The sequence below is a fragment of the Enterobacter sp. TMH.L2 genome (assembly GCF_050847315.1).
In the GTDB taxonomy this organism is placed as follows: Bacteria; Pseudomonadota; Gammaproteobacteria; order Enterobacterales; family Enterobacteriaceae; genus Cedecea.
Genome location: NZ_CP193791.1, coordinates 3,699,107 through 3,718,209 on the forward strand (window position 1 = coordinate 3,699,107; position 19,103 = coordinate 3,718,209).

Consider the following 19,103-nt stretch of genomic DNA (forward strand, 5'->3'; position numbering starts at 1 on the left):
TCGTTAATACGTGACAAAAAACTCTACGCGGCGATTCTTCGCCCGTCCCTGAGCGGTAGCATCAGAGGCCACCGGCTGGCTGCTGCCCACCCCTTCAACTTTCACTTTGCTCTCCGGCACGCCCGCCTCAATAAAGTAGCGGGCCACTTCGGCGGCTCGTTTTTCTGAAAGCACTACGTTGTTGGGTAAGCCCGGCCGGCTGATCGGCGTGACGTCGGTGTGGCCGACAATCACCAGATCGCCGTTAACGCGACGGACTTCACGGGCCACGCGTTCAATCACGTTGATCATCTCAGGCTGGACTTTGGTTGAGCCGGATAAGAACAGGGAATCGCCCTTCAACACGACTTTGCTTTGCTTTTGCGTTTCATCGACGCTAAGCAGCTGCCGTTGAATTTCATTGCGGAGCAAAACGCTCAGCCTGAGCCGCATTTTCACCGGCGGCGCGCTGACCTTAATGTTCTTCATCGCATTGATATCGCTGATGATTCTTGTGCTATTCACCAGCAACGAGTACTTACACCAGATAAAGGCCGAGGCCACCAGAATGCCCGCGCAAAGCGCGGTCAGCCGGACAGGTACAATCAGCCTTTCCCGCCGGGCCGGGCCATGAGGCTGAAGCCCGTGCGGTGACAATGCAGGCGGCGTGGTGTTGCGCGTGCTTTGTACCAGGGTCAGCAGACGCTGGCGGATCTTGGTGAGCTGGCGATCCCCGTCCTCAATGATGCTGTATCGGCCCTCGAAGCCGAGGCCAAGGATGCGCAGCAGGACCTCAAGGACGTCAGCAAACTCGGTCGGGTTCATCGACAGGCGACCGATGAGCAGGAAGAACTTGTTCCCGCCATCGTTATCCCCTTCAAAGTGGTTGAGCAGGTTGCTTTGAGACCAGCCCGCCTCGAGCCCCCACGGCGCGGTGTGTGCCGCTTCATCCAGCGCGGTGCACAGGCAATAGCGAACTATCGCCATTTTTTTCCACGGGATGTTCACTTCATCGCAGACGATGCCGAAGAGATTAATCTGGCTCTTAAGCGTATTTTTCAGGATCTCAACGTGCGTTAAATCGCCAATCTGCTCCGGCATATCGCTCAGCGCACGCAGCAGCGGCTGAGCGGCTTCAAGCAGCGGATTCTCAGCGGCGCTGACCTTGATCATGCGCTGCTGAACGCTTTCGCTTCTTAACGCCCGGTCATCGCCTGTCCTGGTCTCGCTATTTTCCCCGGCGCGGCCCTGATCAGTCGGCGTGGCTTCCGGCTCCTGGATCCAGTCCCCCTGCTCATCAAGAAGAAAACGGCCCAGCGCCTGAGGAGAGGTATCGTCATCCTGCATGCCCCCCGGCGTTGGCGTAGCGTGCTGATTAATCTCGTCTTTCATCAGGTCCGGATTCCCCAAAGTTCCATTTTCAGGCCAGGGAACTCACCGGCAACGTGCAGCGCCAGCGCGCCGGTTGCCGAGATTTTTTCCCAGAAAGGTCCGTTTTTAAGCAACTCGAAATACACGTACCCGGTGCTGTAGGGAATCTGCCGCGGCGGTACCGGCAGCCCCTGCAGAACCAGCCCCGGCAGGTGGGAGCGCACCAGCTCGTGCAGCTGCTGTGGCGCGCTGATTTTGGCCTGGGCCTGGAACTGCTGATGCAGCACATCCATCGGCAGCTGCGCGTGAACGGCCAGCACCAGGTTAGAGAAGGAACGCAGCTCGTTCGGCAGCACGGAAGCCGCCCATACGCCGTTGCCTTTCGCCTGCAGGTCAATGAGCTGGCCCGCACGAACCAGAATCTGGTTCAGCAAATCGTGTACATCATCGACCAGAGGACGGATCGAAGGATAAAGCCGCGCATGATCGTATCCCGGCGCAGGTTTTGGCCGACGCGTTTTGGTTCGAACAAAGGTCGAAAGCTCCCCTGCCAGCTTGGCCAGCTCTTCGTAAAGCACAATGGGCGGTAGCTCGGGTATGTGGCGTAAATGGTCGAGAATCGGCTCGTACTTGTTGAAGATCTGCAGCAGCAGGTAATCAACAATTTCGGCGCTGGCGCTGGCTTTGCCGTCGGAGGAGGAGAGGCGATTAGCCAGCATGCCGGCACGCATTTTTACCAGACCATTAAGGTGCGTCAGCCATTCCCCCAGCAAAGGATTCGCCGCATAGCCGGTCACCGGCGGGATGTAGTCATCCGTGTGAAGCAGCACGCTCCCGTCTGGCTGAATCGCTTTCACCCGCGTCAGCGGAAGACCAATCCAGGATTCGGTCATTTCAGTTTCAGAGACCAGCTTGAGCCTCAGTTGGGCAATCTGTACGGGTTTTGGCCCCTGGCGAATGGCGTTGGTATCGCAGAGTTCGGCTTCCTGAGCGCGGAAACGCGCCAGCGAGCTGGCGTCATGCTGGCTGAAGATCGTTTCATCGCTGTTATCCAGACGCAGCGGCACCGCCAGATAGATCATTTTGCCCAGATGTTCAGGCAGGATCGTCAGCGGCTCAGGTAAATCGGCATGATCGGGGACATCGAACGGCGTGCCGTCGGGCAGGACGCCGCGCGCGGTGCGCAGCACCAGTTTGCCGTATGACAATGCCTCACGATCGATTTCGTACTGAGAGAACCCCCAAAAGAAAGGGCTGAGCGTCGACGCTCTTTTGTGGGCAAAATATTCAAAGTAGCGTTCTTGCTGTTGAAAAAGCTGCGGGCGCAAAAACAGCCCTTCACTCCAGACGACTTTATTTGTTCTCATGGTTTAATCCATTTTTTTAATTGTAATTGCTGTTTTTTGGAAATGTGCCTGCAGGGTCAGCGAGTCGTCGCTGAACATGTTCCGCCACCACGATGTTTCCTTTTCCGGTCGCGTCCATGTCGCCAGCCAGATAGCATTATTTAGGTCACGATAAGCACCAATAAACCCCAGGGTTCTGCCGTCACCATCAGGCTTAATTGTGACGCTACGCGACTCACCCGGCTGAAGGATGGCCTCGTACTCTTTTGATATAGCGGTTTGCAGGGTTTTATTATTTCCTTCTACAATTTCAAAAAAATCGGCATTGGTGAAAACATCCCGCTCTTTGACGTTATAAATAAATATGTTGAGCGGTGCCGGATGGCCGCCATCGTTAGGATTAATATCTTTGTCTGCAACCAGATTAATTTTTATTTCACTGCCAGCAGGCTGCTTATCGTTACTGCTGCTGCAGGAAAATAACAAAGTCCCCAGCCCAATAATCAGCAGACACTTCACAAGCGCTACCCGGCAATTCTTTATTTCTGTTTTGCAAAACATATCCCTATCCACGCACTTTATTTCCTGAACGATGTGTATCGAATTAACGCGCGACCCGCGCAGGGAGCGACATATCCCGCTCCCCCGCCTGGAGAAAGTTTTGCCGCCGAAGCGGCAAAACCCTTGATAACCCGGCAGTATTAGCTGCGCAGGTTAGCTTTAACGTCGTAGCTGGTAGAAATAACGCCGGATTTAGCGCCTTCTGCATTCTGCATCACGTAGTCCTGAGTGAGTTTGGTGAAGGCGAAGGTCACCTTCTCACGTGGACGCGTTTCGTCTTCGCTGGAGCCCGCAGTTTCAACGTGAGTAATAATCACATCGGTGAATTTCAGCGTCAGGTATTCCAGCGGATCGCCACCGGCTTTACGAATAACAAACTGAATGTCTTTGATGTGCTTACCGGACAGGCAGTAGCTCAGCAGGTTGGTGCTGGCCTTGTCGACATAGTGCTCGAAGCAGAAATCGTCCACCGTAGCTTTACCGGAACCGCCGCCGGAGCCGCTGTGCATATTTGAGTGCTGTGAGCTGGCCCAACGCCATGCGAGCACTTCAATTTCATTTTTATGGGTAGCATCCAGAGACTCGCCTTCGATGCCATCAATTTTAATAAACATATCCTGAGCCATAATATTTCCTTTTCAGCTCTCATTTAAGAGTGTCACACAGTGTGCAACGTTAAAATTAAGTCGTAGAAGCAATTTCATTATGATGAAAATTCTCTACAACATTTTCGGCGCGCAAGAATCCCCGGCGCGGCCGCACCTTTAAAGAATAATGAAGTGATTATTCTTTATTTAAATTGCCTGAATCAGACAACCATTTTTAAATTGCCTTATCAGGCAACGTCTTTCAGCGAAGGTAATTTGGCTACCATACGCAGTGACACCGTCAAACCTTCCAGCTGGAAGTGTGGACGGAGGAAGAACTTCGCCTGGTAATAACCCGGGTTGCCTTCAACATCCTCAACCACCACTTCGGCCGCGGCCAGAGGGCGGCGAGCTTTCGTTTCCTGAGAAGAGTTTGCCGGGTCACCGTCCACATAGTTCATTACCCAGTTGTTCAACCAGCGCTGCATATCTTCACGCTCTTTGAAGGAGCCGATCTTGTCGCGCACGATACACTTCAGGTAATGCGCAAAACGCGAGCAGGCGAACAGGTAAGGCAGACGTGCGGACAAATTGGCGTTCGCCGTTGCGTCCGGATCGTAATATTCGGAAGGTTTCTGCAGCGACTGGGCGCCAATAAAGGCCGCATAGTCAGTATTTTTGCGATGCACCAGCGGAATAAAACCGTTTTTGGCCAGCTCGGCCTCACGACGGTCAGAGATAGCAATTTCGGTTGGGCACTTCATGTCCACGCCGCCATCATCGGTCGGGAAGGTGTGGCACGGAAGATCCTCCACCACGCCGCCGCTTTCTACGCCGCGGATCATGGTGCACCAGCCGTAATGTTTGAATGAACGGTTGATGTTCACCGCCATCGCATAAGCGGCGTTAGACCACACATATTTGCCGTGATCGGCCCCGTCGGTGGTTTCTTCGAAGTTAAAATCATCCACCGGATTGGTATTGATGCCGTAAGGCAAACGCGCCAGGAAGCGCGGCATCGCCAGGCCAATGTAACGAGAATCTTCCGACTGGCGCAGCGAGTTCCAGGCCGCATATTCCAGGTTTTGGGTGAAGATTTTCGTCAGATCGCGCGGGTTAGCCAGTTCCTGCCAGGAATCCATCTGCATAACGGACGGCGCCGCGCCGGTAATAAATGGCATATGGGCGGAAGCCGCCACTTTACCGATGGACGAGAGCAGATCTACGTCCGGCGCGCTGTGGTCGAAATGGTAATCCGCCACCAGGCAGCCGTAGGGCTCGCCGCCAAGCTGGCCATACTCTTCTTCGTAAATTTGCTTGAACAGCGGGCTCTGATCCCAGGCAATCCCTTTGTAACGCTTCATGTTGCGGCGCAGATCGTTTTTAGAGATGTCCATAAAGCGCAGTTTCAGCTTTTCATCCGTCTCCGTGTTGTAGACGAGATAATGCAAACCGCGCCATGCGCTTTCGAGGCGCTGAAACTCTTCGTGATGCAGAATCAGGTTGATCTGCTCGGAGAGTTTCATGTCGATCTCGGCGATGATCGCGGCAATGTTTTTATAGGCGTCATCGGCCATGGTGATCGAGGTGCTTAGCGCCTGCTCAGCCAGGGTTTTTACGGCAATTTCGACCGCGGTTTTCGCCTGATCGGACTTTGGTTTAAATTCACGGGTCAGCAAAGCGTTAAAGTCGCTTTGGGTGGCGGCCTGCGGGGCTGCCTGTTTATTTGTTTCTGCTTGAGTAGCCATTATTATCTCTCTTCATCACTTTTGGGACGCGGCTTCATCAGCCTGTTTTGGCTTTGGCGACGAAGCCAGCGTGTTCAGCAGCGACTTATCGTTCAACACTTTCATCACCAGGCTTTCCGCCCCGGCTTTACCGTCCATATAGGTTTGCAGGTTGGCAAGCTGGGTTCTGGCTTCAAGCAGCTGGGATAACGAATCGACTTTGCGTGCAATGGCGTCGGGGGCAAAATCGTCCATGCTGTCAAAGGTCATATCAACCATCAGCTGCCCTTCGCCCGTCAGGGTATTCGGGACTGCAAACGCCACGCGCGGGCGCATAGCCTTCATACGCTCGTCAAAGTTATCGATGTCGATGCTGAGGAACTTTCTGTCGGCGACCGGGGGAAGCGGCTCAAGTGGCTTGCCGGACAAGTCCGCCAGAACGCCCATAACAAACGGCAGTTCAATCTTCTTTTCACTGCCATAAATTTCCACGTCGTACTCAATCTGTACGCGCGGAGCACGGTTTCGTGCGATGAATTTTTGCGAGTTGCTTTTGCTCATAGTAGTCAATACTCTTTAATAACCGTTTATGGATAAACCGTCGCTTGTCGGATGGTCAACGTTCAAATAATCAGCAAGCCTCCCTGTTATTTATAAACAAGCTCGACCCCCGCCACGGCGTGAACCTGGCCCGCGGTGACGGTCGAGTTCCCTTTTGCGTAATAGCTCGCTGTAAATCTGTGGCTCAATGGTTCGGCCGTGGCGGAAATAACGTAATCCTGCCCTGAATCAGCACTATCAATAATGACCTGCGAACTATTTTCTTTACGCAATCTAATTTGAACGCCGCGGCTTAAGTCCGTTCCGCTGCTATTCACTAAGTTTCCCGTTTCGGTATCAGCTGCAGAAATGGTGCTATTAAAAAATACCGTTATCGTTCTGCTGGCCGGGCAATCCTTGAGCGTAATATCGAACGGAACGCTGCCGGCCTCATTGCCGTCGCGGCTAAGCGAGGCCACGGCGACACGTGGGAGCGTCACAATTTCATTGCTGCTGGCGTTATTGATCGCCACACTGCAGGTTTCATCGGTGTAATTACCGGTAAAGAAAACATCTATCGAACAATTCGTTGAGCAGGCGTTCGCCGCGGCGAAAAACTGAGCGCCCACCAGGGCCGCATAGCACAGGCCACGGAAAGTGCCTCGCCCGGCGGCAAGAGTATTCATCAATGACATAAGACCTCTACCTGAGTAATAGAGCCACGCGCGCCCTTCATTTTATTTGCAATATTGCTATCGGAATAAATAGTGCAAAGTCGCTGACCGGAAGCACTTTTTAAATACAGATTATTTTTCTCAGCCTGCCAGCCACGAATAAAGGCCATGCCTCCCTGACCAATAATACCGAGGCTGGCGTCACGCTCATCGTAAACATCCATCCCGATTGGCAGCGGCTCACCCTTGCTATCTTTCACAATCAATACAACCGGCTCACCGACGAGCGTTTTCACATTCACTTTTACCGCCGCACCCATGCGCGGGATGACCGTGCTCTCGCTTTCCAGGACGTCTACCGTGTCCGGCAGGCCGCGGGTATTCACCGCCACAATATTTTCCCGGTAAGGCGTCAGCGAAGGCACAATGGCAAACCCATTGCCATCAATTTGCGACCCATAGCCATTCAGCATTCTCGCGCCTTTGGCGCCTTCCGCCTCAACGAGGGCAAACGGATAGTCGCCCAGGCGAGGCCCGGCAGTGATCCCGCCCTGGTGCGCCACCAGGCTACCGTTGGCCGAGAACGAGAGCTGGTTCGATTTATTCCCGACGGAGGCCGTTGATCCGAACTGGCCAAACGGCGAGTTGTAGTTCACGTTGCCGTTGAACGCGCTGCGCGTCCCCGCGTTTCTCGCTTTGTTAACGGAAGTCCCGACGCCGTAGCTCAGTTCGTTTTGCTCGCCCTGGCTGCCAATGGCGTTCATCTGTACCGCACTGCCGCCCTGGTTATCGTGGCTGACCGAGGAATAAAGTGAGTTAAACAGCGGTTTGCTGGTCATGCTCGCTCGGCCCAGCGGCACGCTGACGGACAGCATCACGCTATCGATATTCTCCCCGTCGCTGTTATAGGCCCGGGACGCAGACACCGCCCAGGAGAAATAGCGCTCGGATTTGTTGTACGACAGCATGTACTGGCTGGTGGAAGACCTGTCGTCCCAGTAGCTATAGAAGTTGCCGGACAAATTCAGCCTGGCGCCATTCCACAGCGGCTGCCCGACGTTCACGGTAAAGCGCTCTTTGGTCCGGTAATCGACGATAAAATTATCGCTTTTGGCCCCATAGCGATCTAACGCCGCGTCCCTCAGGCTATAGAACCCTTTCGAAGAGTAGCGGTAAGCCGCAAGCGTAACGTCGGTAGACGTCGTATCCAGATATTTACTGAAGCCAACGTTATAGCTATTCCCGGTGGAGACTCTGCCATTACCAAGCTCACTGCGTGCGCGGGTAATATCCATCGAAACCCCGCCCAGCGGCGTGTTGAAGGCATGACCAATCCCCAGCGCGCTGTAGTTATCGGCCAGCTGCCCGCCGCCGTATAACGTGTACATGTTGCCGATGCCGTACTGGTAAAATCCCTGCGCCAGCCCCGGCTCTTCTTTCAGCGAGTCATCCTTCAATTTGCCCACGGTGACGTCGAAGCGTGATACGCCATCGTGAAGCAGCATCGGCGGTGAGGAAAACGGTACGAGCTGGGTTCTCTGGCGCCCGTCAGCCTCGGTTACGGTAACCTGCAGATCGCCGCCATAGCCCATAGCCCCGATATCGCTCAGTTCAAACGCGCCAGGTGGCACGGTCGTTTCATACAGGACCTGCCCTCGTTGCCTGACCTGAACTTTGGCGTTGGTCTCCGCAAAGCCACGCACCAGCGGGGTGTAATAGCGAAGCCCATCCGGCAGCATACGATCGTCGGACTGGAGCTGGACGCCTCTCACCGTCATGCTGTCAAACAGATCGCCGCTGGTTGTGCTGTCGCCCAGCGTGAGCTGGCTTTTTAACACCGGGATATCGCGCTGAAGATACGTAAACAGGGACTGGCTGTGGGACGATTGATCGTTGCTCCAGCTGGTATTGAACCGTTTACGCAGCCGCCAGTCGAAAAAGTTAAGTCCCGCCAGCATGCCAAGATTACCGCTTACGGAATGCCCGTCTTTGCTGTCAAACCGATTGTTAGTCTGCTGCACATAGACGTTGGAGTTGTAATCCAACAATCCAATGGGTACGCCAGAATCCCACGTATTGGGGTCGGTATAGCCCCTTGGGTACTGAACCGTGGAGGCCTGGGGAACCGTCAAATCGAGATAGAAGTCGCCGGGCTGATAGCTGGCGCTGGCTCCGTCAACCCAGCGGTCAAGCGTGGCGCACTGTTTGTCTCCGTCATCTCCGGCGGTATGCGCCGCGCCGTCGAGCGGGTTATGTGACACTTTAATGCCCATTCGACCCAGCTGCTCCTGGCTAAAACAGGGCACAGCCCCGACGCTGCCGTTTACGTCCTTGAACAGAACCTTGTACTGGCCCCGCCCTTCTCCATTGACCGCAACCTGTACGCTGTATTCTCCGGCTGGAGCAGGGTTTCCTTCAAAATACCGAGAGACATCAACGCTCTGCCCATGGATAAAGGCGCTGTTAAATTTCACGCTTTCCGGGCGAGAACTCTGTTCATTTCTGGTCGGCAGGCTGGCGGTATTTCCCTGAGCCAGTACGGAAAAGCTAGCTCCTAAAGAAGCCATAAGGATATGGCGAACAGCAAACGCGACTTTCGATTCGCGCGTGACTCGTCGTGCATATTTCTTGCTTTCTTTTAGTCTCACGTCCCTGACTCCCTGACCACAAAGCGTGGCTATCCGGCCTTAAATAAAAAGCATTTCTGGCTCAGTTGAAAAACCGATGAAATTTATTGCAACTTTCTTTCTATTGTTAAGGTATTTCCCGAGGCGGGAATTAAGCGATATTCAATTACGCTGCCATAATCATTAATGACACGAACGACTGCACCGCTAATAGCCCCCGATACAGAACCTTTATTTTCTGGTAAAAACACTTTGCTGCTAAAGGGCGCGATCATATCCACTGCCAATGGCTGCTTTACCGTCCCGGACATCAGCGATGCGCTATCAAAAGAGAAATGGTAAGGCGTAGGATTGTTCACTTTTATGCCTTTTCCTGCCCCCAGATTTTCCCAGGTCAATTTACCAATCTCCTGAGAGCTGCTGCTCTTCAAGACCGACGGACGGTAAAATATTTTAATTCGGGTGCGGAAGGCCAGCTCCAGATGGTCCGTTTCTTTGGCCCCCTCTTTCATTGGTGGGATCTCTAACATATTGAACCAAAATACAGATTCTCGATCCTGAGGCAGATTCATGCCATTGTATATCAGACGGATACTTTGCCCTTTGCCCGGATCAACACGATACACGGGCGGCGTAGTGGTAAAAGGAACTTTTATCTTATTAATGTCGTCATTTTTACCACCATCATCGACCCAAACCTGTACCAGCAAAGGCGACGGGCCTTTATTTGTCGTACGCACCGTCTGCTCTCTTTCACCGCCGGGAAATATAATCCGGGTACCGGATATCGTCATCCCAGAAAACGCCGACTGGGAGACGGCCAGCAGGAGAATAAATAAAGCTGTCAGTTTTGAGAATATTGCATATTGATATTTCATAGCACGGCCCTGCGCGTATAACATCTACCTGATAATGAAAGCAGGTTTTAAGAATGGGGCGATTGCTCGCCCCGCACTTCATTTAGAAGCAAACCTGTTATGGGTATGCCAGGGTGTAGCTAGCTTTCGCCTGAACCAAACCTGCGGTAGTGGCATCGGTCGCATAGTAACCACCGTAGTAACGCATAGTCGCTTTACCGCCAGTTACAGGGGCCGGAGCACCGGTTTCGCCCAGTTTCAGCTGCTGCTCGTCGGAGTTGTACAGACGAACTTCAACTTTGGTTGCGGCACCGGTGGTCGCGCTGTTGGTCAGGTTACCGGTCTGGCTGTTTACGCCGCTGCTGCCGACGGCTTCGAAATGCGCAGCCACCTGAGTGATGCCGGTAGGGCAGTTTTCAACGTTCAGATCAAAACCTTTAGAACCCGCGGTTGTGCCGGAGGCATTCAGGGTCTGGATAGACACCTTTGGCAGCTGAACCTGGCGATCGACAGAATCGCTGGCGATGGTGCAAGTTTCGGCAATCAGTTGACCGTTGAAGGTGACGGTGCCCTGCGTTTCATCCGCCGCCAGGGCAGAAGTTGATACCGCAGCCAAAGCCATGGCGCACAGCGTCATTTTAAAATTGCGCATGATATAATTCCCTATATTTCAGTAAGTAAAAACTTTATAAACAGTAGATACATAATTCCTGGTGCAACTTTCTTAAATTACGTCGTCGGCAATTCCTCCGTTTGATGGATAAGTTCAATGCCTTTCTCATGTGAATAAGCCACACGCATGGCCACATTTTTATTTTGTGTAGCAGCTGCGCCAGTCGAATTTAAGATAGCTACGCCAACTTTCGGCAAAATGTTTTTCTCAATAAAGCGGATTAGCATCCTTGCCCCGGTTTCCGCCACCGGGCACTGCTCCACAACGTGCTGCACCAGTTCTTCGCTGAAGCTTAATTCAAGGTCATAATTCGCCTTAGCACGTTCGGCAATACGATTAAGATGAATATTAACAATGCGCTGGAGTGAAGACGTTGCCAGCGGTAAATAAGGTATTACGGTAACTCGACCTAAAAATGCTGCCGGGAAGACTTTCAGCAAAGCAGGCTGAATAACCTTCAGCAAACTTTCTTCGCCCGGCAGGGTTTCAGGATCCGCACAAGCGCTGCTAATAATGTCGCTCCCCGTATTACTTGTTAGCAATATAATGGTATTACGGAAGTCGATTTGCCGCCCTTCACCGTCTTCCATCGATCCTTTATCAAAGACCTGGAAAAACAATTCGTGCACGTCTGAGTGCGCCTTTTCCACTTCATCCAGCAGAATGACGCTGTAGGGTTTACGCCTGACGGCCTCGGTTAATACGCCCCCCTCGCCGTAGCCAACGTAGCCCGGAGGTGAGCCCTTCAGGGAAGAGACGGTGTGGGCTTCCTGGTATTCGCTCATGTTAATGGTGATAAGGTTTTGCTCACCGCCATACAGCTGGCTGGCAATGGCCAAAGCCGTTTCGGTTTTCCCCACCCCGGAAGGCCCCACCAGCATAAAGACGCCAAACGGTTTTTTCGGATCCGCCAGTCCTGCGCGAGCGGTCTGAATGCTCTGGCTCAGGCAGTCCAGCGCGTACTGCTGCCCGATAACGCGCTCGGCCAAACGCTGCGGCAGCTCCATCACCGCGCTGACATCATCTTTAAGCACCTGCCCGACCGGGATCCCCGTCCAGTTCGCCACAATCGAAGCCACCACGTCGGCATTCACTTCGGCCTGCACCAGCGGCTGCTCGCCGCGAATTTCGCTCAGCGTGGTTTCAAGCTCTCCTAAACGCTGCTGCAGATAGGCCACCTTTTCCGTTTCTGATACTTCGGTATCTTCAACCGTGGCCGCAAGAAGCTGCTTACGCGTGTCGATAATGCTGGAGACTAACTCGCATTCCTGGCTCCAGCGGCTGTCCAGAACCTTAGCGTTTTCGGCGTGTTCAGAAATCGCGTTCTGGATAGGCTCTCTGCGCTTATCGTCCTCTTTGCCAAAGCCGATGGCTTTTTCCAGCAGCGACAGCTCGGCCTGGGCCGACTCGCTGTGGAACTTCAGCATCTGCAGCTCGGCCGGCGGCGCGTGCTGTGCCACGGCAACCCTGGCACAGGCGGTATCCAGCAGGCTAATCGCTTTATCTGGCAGCTGGCGGGCCGGAATATACCGGTGTGAGAGCCTGACGGCGGCGCGAATAGCTTCATCCATGATCCACACGCCGTGATGCTTCTCCAGCACCGGCAGCAGGCCTCGCACCATCGCAATCGCCAGCGCTTCTGACGGTTCTTCAACCTGCAGAACCTGGAAGCGGCGCGTCAGCGCAGGATCTTTCTCAATATGACGCTTGAATTCGCTCCAGGTCGTCGCGCCAATAGTGCGCAGCTGACCACGGGCCAGCATCGGCTTCATCAGGTTCGCGGCGTCGCCGGTTCCGGCGTTACCGCCAGCCCCCACCAGCGTATGAACTTCGTCAATAAACAGGATGACGGGCTCAGCCGAATTGACCGCTTCTTCCAGCACCGCTTTCAGGCGAGCTTCAAACTCACCTTTCATGCTGGCGCCTGCGGAAAGGGCAACCACATCCAGCGTAAGCAGGCGAACTTTTTGCAGGGAAGGCGGCACATCCCCGGCCGCAATCGCCAGAGCAAGCCCCTCCACAACCGCCGTTTTACCTACCCCGGCCTCACCGGTGAGCAGCGGGTTATTCTGGCGACGGCGCAGCAGGATATCGACCATGGTGTTGATCTCTTTATCGCGCCCCAGCACAGGATCAATTTTTCCTTCCCGCGCCAGCGCCGTCAGATCGGTAGAATACTGCGCCAGCCCACCGCCCTGAGCGCTGCCCATTGCGTGGCTGGCTTCGCCAGGCACCCCGGCCTCGTCGGACACCGCTGCGCCACCGGCTAAATCATTTTGTTCCGCCGACTCACGGGTGATGTACCCGAGATCCTTACTTAAATGTTCGAGAGGAATTTTTTCAAACGCCGGAGAGATAGCGAACAGCGCGCGGCGCAGCTCCATCGTCGTCAGCAGGGCAATCAGCAAATGGCCGCTGCGGATGCAAGTGTTATGGCATTCTAGGCTGGCAAATACCCACGAGCGCTCAATGGCCAGCTCAATGTGATAGGAGAAATCAGAGATAGCGCTGGCCCCGGCAGGCAGGCGAGTCAGCGCCTGAGAAAAATCACGCTCCAGCATTTCCGCATCAAGCTCGAAGTGCCGAATGATGTGCCGAATATCGCTATCCTGCTGCTGATATATCTGATTTAACCAGTGCACCAGTTCAACATAAGGGTTACCGCGTAATTTACACAGCGTTGTGGCGCTCTCTACGCCTTTAAACAAGATGGTATTTAGCTTACCGAATAGGTTTTTTCTGGTTATCGCCACGATAAAACTCGCCCTGTTTTAATTCGATTATTCGATTGTTTTATTCATCCACTTATCCACGTGGATCAGAGAGCCGAAACAACGCATTAAGCGCATCACGGAACGTTACCTGGAGGGCATAGTAATTAACAAAAATTGAAATAAAAACCCTTGCCGGCCAACATCACGGGTTTTAAGAATTACGCCCGGAAGTCATTCTTAAATTCTCTAAAACGCATGATGCAGGCATACGAAAATTTAACGTTTACTTTTAGAATCGGGTTCATAAACAGAAGAACGCCTCCGACAAAAAAAGATTTTTTCTGTCTTCAAATATTTATCTCCAGCATGGCAAAAACATATTTGCTGTAATAATTGACAGGGTGACAAGTGGAACACAACTTTCTGGATTACTACAACCGGGAGCTAACTTTCGTCAGAGAAATGGCGCAAGAGTTCGCCGAACGTCATCCCAAGATTGCCGGGCGCCTGGGGATGAACGGCATTGAGATTGCCGATCCTTACGTTGAGCGTTTAATCGAGGCGTTTTGCTTCTTATCCGCCAGAACACAGATAAAGCTGGACGCTGAGTTTCCCAAATTTACCCAGCGCCTGCTGGACATTGTCTATCCGAACTATAACTCCCCAACCCCCTCGATGGGGGTGGTGCAGCTGGAGCCTAACCTCAGCGAAGGCGATCTCACCCAGGGCTACAGGATCCCAAAACAAAGCGCCTTTTATAGCCGCATTTTGCCCGGTGAGATGACCCGCTGCGAGTTCAGAAATAACCAGGATGTGACGCTTTGGCCGCTGGAAATTGCCGAGGTACGCCTGACCTCAATCCCCCCGGATATCCCTAACCTTGAACATTACCGCATTAAGCATCATCAATTAAAAGGTGCTTTGCGAATTAAACTAAAGCTGCAGGGAGAGCTGGTCTTTTCTGAACTGAAGGGGCTGAATGAACTGCCGATATATATCCAGGGCGATGAGCGTATCGTCTCTCATACGTTCGAACTGCTTCACGGCAGTCACGTTGCGATGGTGGTACGCAGCGGAGAACGGGAAAAAAACCGTTATCATGTCATCAATGAACAGCCGCTGAAATTTGAAGGCATGGCGCCAGATCAGAGCTTATTGCCGCTACAGTGGAATATGTTTCATGGCCATACGCTGATTCAGGAATATATTTCCTGCCGTGAAAGATTTTATTTTTTCTCACTCACGCAGCTGGCTGAATCCTTTGCGGATAATAACACCAATGAAGTAGAGATAATTATCCTGTTGAATAAGTTACCGCAGGATTTAGTCGCCCACCTGGACGCATCGCGCTTTCTGCTGTTCTGCACGCCCGTCATTAACCTTTTCCCTAAACGTGTCGACAGGATTGAGGTTAACCGGGCGCTCAATAACTTTCATATCGTGCCGGACCGCAGCCGTCCTCTCGACTATGAGGTGTTCTCGGTCAATAAAGTGTTTGGTCTGCAGGCCGAAACCAGCGAAGAGCTGACCTTTAACCCGCTCTATCAGACCCGCCATAGCGATACCGGCAACTTTGGCCGCTATTTTTCCGTCAACCGCACGGTGAGAACCAAAGAGTCCAGCAGCCGAAAATACGATACCCGCACGCCCTACAGCGGGACTGAAATCTTCATCTCGCTGGTTGATCAGCAAGAAGCGCCTTACGGCGAGCATATTCGCTATCTGCTGGTCGATGCGATGGTCACCAATCGTGATTTGCCCCGCCTGCTGACCAGCAGCGGCAGCCTCGATCTGACAATGTCGGACTCGGTTCCCATTCACGGCGCGCGCTTTGTCAGTTCGCCCAGCGCGCCCCGCTCACCGTTTGCTCTCGGTGAAACGGCCTGGCGCCTGATTCGTCAGCTGAGCTTCAACTATCTGCCGCTGTCGGATATGGACCATGCTCAAGGGGGCGAGGCACTGCGTAATATGCTGCGGCTGTTCACTACCGCCTCCGATCTGGAGTCCATGGCGCAAATTAACAGTCTCGTGGGCTGCCAGACCCGCCCGGTGGTTCGCCGCCTCTCGGATGAGGGCTTGCTGGTTTACGGGCGCGGCGTGAACTGTAGCCTGACGGTTGACGAAGAAGGGTTCTCCGGGGTCAGCCCTTATCTGTTTGGGCTGATTATGGAGAACTATTTGTCGCGGCATGCCGCCATCAATATTTTTACCGAAACTGAGCTGCACTCGATGCAGCGAGGCCTTGTCGCACGCTGGAAAGCGCGCCCGGGCAGGCGAGGCGCGCTATGACCCTCCCGAAGTTGCCACAGGCCTCGTCATTACCGCCAGGGCTGGAAAACTGGTTCGATCCCAGCGCCCCCTGGGATGCGGGATTTATCAGCATTATGCGGGCTATTGCCGCCCGCACGCCGTCCCTGCCGCCGCCGGGTAAGGCCGCTCTCCCCTCTCAGGAGCGGTTCAGGCTCGGCCAGATCTCCAGCATGGCCTTCTCCCCTCGAGAGATAGCGGCCATCCATCAGCAGGACGACAAAATCAAACTGCAGCTTTTTGGGCTGGGGATCTGGGGCGCTCAGGGGGCAATGCCGCTGCACCTCTCTGAGCTGGCTTATTCCCGCTACGAACAGCACGACCCGACGCTGATTGATTTCGTGGATATCTTCCACCACCGGGCGCTGAGCCAGTTTTATCGGGCCTGGTTCTTATCGCAGGACACCGCCTCGCTCGATCGTAAAGAAGACGAGCGTTTTTCATTCTACGTGGGCAGCCTGGTGGGGCTGGATCCCTCCGAGCTCGATCCCGCCCCGCTGCCGATTCACGCCCGCCTGGCGTCATCCGCGCACCTGATTCGAGAAGCACGTAACCCTGATGGCCTGCTAGGCGCCATGGAGTACTACTTCCAGGTTCCGGTGCAGATGGAAGAGTTTGAGCTGCAGTGGATTTTCCTTGAGGGAAAAGATCAAACCGCTTTGGGCGACGACCGCTACGCCGCGCTGCTGGGCGACGGGGCCATCCTCGGGAATACAGTCCTCGACCGGCAGCATAAATTCAAGCTGATGATGGGCCCGCTCACGCTGGCTCAATACATGCTGTTCAGCCCCTGGGGCAGCGATATGGCGGTGCTGCGCGAGCTGGTTCGAAGTTTTATCGGCTTTGAGTATGCCTGGGATGTGCAGCTGGTGCTTGCCGCCGATCAGGTGCCCCGGGCCACGTTAGACGGCAGCCACCAGCTGGGTTATGCGAGCTGGCTGGAAAGAGAGGCCAGCGAAACCCCCGTTTTCGGGATGAGCTTTGAGCCCGAGATGTACCGCCGGTAGCCCTTCGCCTGGAAGAGAACGTAACCATGGATGAAAAGACACGCACATGAATCAATACGAAAGCCTGACCTGCTCGGACTATTACCAGTCATTGATGCAGCCCTTTCAGGGCGACTCGCCCTGCGGCGAAGCGCTCGATTACGATCCTGCTTTTATCATGCTGCAGTCGCGCCTGCAGCCAAAGCTTGGGGCCGAATACGGCGACTTCGTTGAAGCCGCTGAGCCGGTGAACTGGACGGAAACCGAACGCGACTGCCAGGCCCTGCTGCAAAAAAGCAAAGATGTTCGCCTGGTGGTTATTTTGATGCGCTGCCGCCTGCGTAAGCGCGGGCTGTCTGCGCTGGCCGAAGGCGCGGAGGCGCTGCTTGCCCTGCTACAAAGCTGGCCGGACGACCTTCATCCACAGCTGCTTGACGAAGGGGAGTTCGAGCCAATGCTGCGGGCAAACGCCTTCGCCGAGCTGGAGGATATCGGTGGTCTACTGACGGATCTGCGCAACCAACCGCTGCCCAAAGCTTCCGGGCTGCAAATTACCGTTAAAGAATTTGAAAAAGCCCATCAGCTGCCGAGAGAAGAAGGTGCGCTGTCGGACGAGGCCGTCGCCGCCATCATTCGCGAATGGCACACCAGCGCACGAGAAGAGATTCGCCCGCTAACGCAGGCCCATTACTTTGTGCAGCAGATAAAACAGATCCTGGCGGAGACGCTGGGGCACGAGGCACCTGAGCTGCCGCTGTTGTCCGGCATTCTTGGCATGTTTAGCCGCGAGTTTGGCAGCGAAATGCCCGCCAGAGATCTCCCTTTGGAAAAAGCCCCCGAAAGCGTGCCGGAGCCTTTGCCCACGCAGCCCCCTGGTCAGGTAGCCGTCCCGGCTGACGAAGCGGCCTGGCAGCCTCCTGTCCCGGTGCCTCGTCCTGCGCGGCATGAACCGCAAAAAGGGGTTAATACGCGCGCGCAAGCGCTCCAGCGCCTGCAGGAAATCCGCAGTTGGTTTGCCGTGGCAGAGCCAAGCAGCCCGCTGGTGCCGGTGCTGAAATACGCGGAGGAAAGCATAGGCAAGAGCTTCGCCGAGCTGCAAAAAATGTATCCCCCAGAAGTTATCGCAATGCTGAACCAGGAAAAGGAATAAACAATGTTAAGGATACTCACCCTTCTGATTTCCGGGCTGCTGATGTCGCCTGGCGCATGGGCCGTTTGTACGCTGGCGCGCGGGACTCCCACGCCGCTCACCATTGACGCTAAGACAATCATTATTTCCGCTGATGCGCCGGTGAGTACTTCTACGCCAATAGCCCAATATGACAGCCCGACGGTAGGCGGCGCTGGCGTAGGTTATGACGACTGTATAAAGGGAACAGAGTACGGCAAACGCGCCGTGTCGCTGTCCGGGCAGGATACATCCACAAAAATTTATGCGACCAACATTCCGGGCATTGGCATCAAAATGCTGGCGAGCAACGGCTCGGCGTTTGGTAATTTCCCGTCGACCAGTTATCTGACTTTCTCAAATGGCAGCTCGGTTGGTTCACTCGATATTCCACCGCAGTCTTTTTATCGAATTGAGTTTTATAAACTCAGCAATAACCTGCGCCTGGCCAATGCCGCGACGGGGGATACCATCCTGCCCGCCGGACAAATTGGCTACAACTATATCCTGTCAGATAACCCCGCGTCGTTCACCCATAGCCTCTCTATCGGGGAAATGAAAATTATCAGTACCCCGGCCTGCACTGCGGATAACGCTAAAACTATCGACTTTAACGACGTGACGCCCACGCTGCTAAAAGCCGGGGTTACCCGAAGCCTGGACTTCGCCATCGTCTGTAAGAGTGACTATGGATCCTACTCGGCCTCCGCGTCGATGATTACCGATACCCCTACGGCAGACGGCGGTTTTATTCGTATCAAAGACTCTGACGGCAATATGGATCGCTTGAAAATCCGCATCACCGACGGCGACAACAAAACCATGAAAGTCGATGGATCCACCTCTGAATCCTCACGGGTTATCACCAGCCAGGGTCCGGCTGAATTTGCCTGGAAAGCGACGCTGCTCCAGGGCAACGGTACGGCACCTGCCGGTGGCCTGTTCACGGCAAAAGCAGAAATTATTTTTAGTATTCAGTAAGCCAG

General features: G+C 54.1%; 15 protein-coding genes. 4 read left to right on the forward strand and 11 right to left on the reverse strand.

Annotation, left to right across the window (positions count from 1 at the left end; translation table 11 throughout):
- Window positions 1-3 precede the first annotated feature (3 nt).
- The 11 genes from tssL to tssH form a co-directional block, all read right to left on the reverse strand.
- Window positions 4-1,371: a type VI secretion system protein TssL, long form gene (gene tssL / locus ACREYP_RS17775; RefSeq protein WP_336818479.1), complete on the reverse strand. Its 1,368-nt coding sequence runs from the start codon at window positions 1,369-1,371 to the stop codon at window positions 4-6.
- A complete protein-coding gene (gene tssK / locus ACREYP_RS17780; RefSeq protein WP_008454372.1) occupies window positions 1,371-2,717 on the reverse strand; it encodes a type VI secretion system baseplate subunit TssK in 1,347 nt (448 codons plus the stop codon). The genes tssL and tssK overlap by 1 nt, the downstream gene beginning before the upstream one ends.
- 3 nt (window positions 2,718-2,720) lie before the next feature.
- The gene (tssJ, locus tag ACREYP_RS17785; protein ID WP_008454371.1) at window positions 2,721-3,257 is read right to left on the reverse strand and encodes a type VI secretion system lipoprotein TssJ; all 537 of its coding nucleotides are present in this window, start codon (window positions 3,255-3,257) and stop codon (window positions 2,721-2,723) included.
- 140 nt (window positions 3,258-3,397) lie between these two features.
- Window positions 3,398-3,883 (reverse strand): Hcp family type VI secretion system effector, encoded by a 486-nt coding sequence (locus ACREYP_RS17790; RefSeq protein ID WP_008454370.1) that lies wholly within the window; start codon window positions 3,881-3,883, stop codon window positions 3,398-3,400.
- Window positions 3,884-4,092: 209 nt separating this feature from the next.
- The gene (gene tssC / locus ACREYP_RS17795) at window positions 4,093-5,592 is read right to left on the reverse strand and encodes a type VI secretion system contractile sheath large subunit (RefSeq protein WP_008454369.1); all 1,500 of its coding nucleotides are present in this window, start codon (window positions 5,590-5,592) and stop codon (window positions 4,093-4,095) included.
- A gap of 15 nt (window positions 5,593-5,607) precedes the next feature.
- Entirely contained in the window at window positions 5,608-6,132 is a 525-nt protein-coding gene (gene tssB / locus ACREYP_RS17800; protein WP_008454368.1) for a type VI secretion system contractile sheath small subunit, read from the reverse strand.
- An 86-nt stretch (window positions 6,133-6,218) separates the two neighbouring features.
- Window positions 6,219-6,806: a fimbrial protein gene (locus tag ACREYP_RS17805; RefSeq protein WP_336818478.1), complete on the reverse strand. Its 588-nt coding sequence runs from the start codon at window positions 6,804-6,806 to the stop codon at window positions 6,219-6,221.
- Window positions 6,797-9,433 (reverse strand): fimbria/pilus outer membrane usher protein, encoded by a 2,637-nt coding sequence (locus ACREYP_RS17810; RefSeq protein ID WP_008454364.1) that lies wholly within the window; start codon window positions 9,431-9,433, stop codon window positions 6,797-6,799. The genes ACREYP_RS17805 and ACREYP_RS17810 overlap by 10 nt, the downstream gene beginning before the upstream one ends.
- A gap of 83 nt (window positions 9,434-9,516) precedes the next feature.
- Window positions 9,517-10,272 carry a fimbria/pilus periplasmic chaperone gene (locus ACREYP_RS17815; protein WP_498881407.1) on the reverse strand — a complete coding sequence of 252 codons (756 nt, stop codon included), beginning with the start codon at window positions 10,270-10,272 and terminating at the stop codon, window positions 9,517-9,519.
- A 115-nt stretch (window positions 10,273-10,387) separates the two neighbouring features.
- On the reverse strand, window positions 10,388-10,921 hold the full coding sequence (locus tag ACREYP_RS17820) for a fimbrial protein (RefSeq protein WP_008454360.1): 534 nt from the start codon (window positions 10,919-10,921) through the stop codon (window positions 10,388-10,390).
- A gap of 77 nt (window positions 10,922-10,998) precedes the next feature.
- Window positions 10,999-13,695 carry a type VI secretion system ATPase TssH gene (tssH, locus tag ACREYP_RS17825; protein WP_336818477.1) on the reverse strand — a complete coding sequence of 899 codons (2,697 nt, stop codon included), beginning with the start codon at window positions 13,693-13,695 and terminating at the stop codon, window positions 10,999-11,001.
- 369 nt (window positions 13,696-14,064) lie between these two features.
- On the opposite strand from tssH, the gene tssF reads away from it, so the two are divergent.
- From tssF to ACREYP_RS17845, 4 genes are read left to right on the forward strand one after another with little or no spacing between them, the layout of a single operon-like run.
- Window positions 14,065-15,945, forward strand: a complete 1,881-nt coding sequence (gene tssF / locus ACREYP_RS17830; RefSeq protein WP_008454358.1) for a type VI secretion system baseplate subunit TssF — start codon at window positions 14,065-14,067, stop codon at window positions 15,943-15,945.
- Complete coding sequence (tssG, locus tag ACREYP_RS17835; protein WP_008454357.1) at window positions 15,942-16,970, forward strand: type VI secretion system baseplate subunit TssG; 1,029 nt, start codon at window positions 15,942-15,944, stop codon at window positions 16,968-16,970. Before tssF ends, tssG begins: the two co-directional genes overlap by 4 nt.
- Before the next feature lie 46 nt (window positions 16,971-17,016).
- Window positions 17,017-18,099, forward strand: a complete 1,083-nt coding sequence (locus ACREYP_RS17840) for a type VI secretion system protein TssA (RefSeq protein WP_498881006.1) — start codon at window positions 17,017-17,019, stop codon at window positions 18,097-18,099.
- A gap of 3 nt (window positions 18,100-18,102) precedes the next feature.
- Entirely contained in the window at window positions 18,103-19,098 is a 996-nt protein-coding gene (locus ACREYP_RS17845; RefSeq protein WP_008454353.1) for a fimbrial protein, read from the forward strand.
- Window positions 19,099-19,103 lie beyond the last annotated feature (5 nt).